1 protein-coding gene and 1 pseudogene are annotated in these 516 nt (G+C 57.2%); both read right to left on the bottom strand.

Features of this window, described 5'->3' with window-relative positions:
• A pseudogene (locus BN1800_RS43305) lies at window positions 1-130 on the bottom strand (recombinase family protein); the annotation flags it as partial.
• A 200-nt stretch (window positions 131-330) separates the two neighbouring features.
• On the bottom strand, window positions 331-516 hold a 186-nt coding region (locus BN1800_RS39680; RefSeq protein WP_143534276.1), incomplete at its 5' end, for a PIN domain-containing protein.

Raw genomic sequence — 516 nt, 5'->3', positions numbered from 1 at the left:
GGGCGTTTTTCCCGGATCTCCGGGTTGCCAGGCAGCCGGCCGAGCGGAGCTCAATCTCCTGGGCCTCAGTCGCTTGCTCCTCCGTCGAAACGCGTGCGTAGCCTACAAGTTGGCCTTTCGCCTGTTTCATGTCGGTCTCGCCTGAGAATCACAGCAGACACGATATGACGATCCGATCAACATTTCCGAAAAACGTGTCGATGAAAAAGAAAAATGGCGACATATCACCCTCAGCACTCATCAGTGCATGCCCTTTGAGCTTCCCTGCGCTGGCCGGGGAAATGGATGCGAGCGTTTCGGAATTTGCTACTGGCCCCATGATGCACGCCGCTATCTCACAATCCAGTTTTCGAGGGTGAGGCCGCGAATGCGCTGGAACTCGCGTGTATTGTCCGTCACAAGTGTCAGGTCTAGCGCACAGGCATGCGCGGCGATCAATAGATCGTTGAGGCCAAGCGTCTGCCCCGCTGCTTCCAACTCCGCACGGATGGCGCCGTATTTGATGTCGGCGGGGAT

Origin of the sequence: Rhizobium sullae, from assembly GCF_900169785.1 — a bacterium.
Lineage (GTDB): Bacteria > Pseudomonadota > Alphaproteobacteria > Rhizobiales > Rhizobiaceae > Rhizobium > Rhizobium sullae.
Note: the sequence above shows the minus strand (reverse complement) of the source record. Positions and strands in the feature narration are given on the sequence as shown.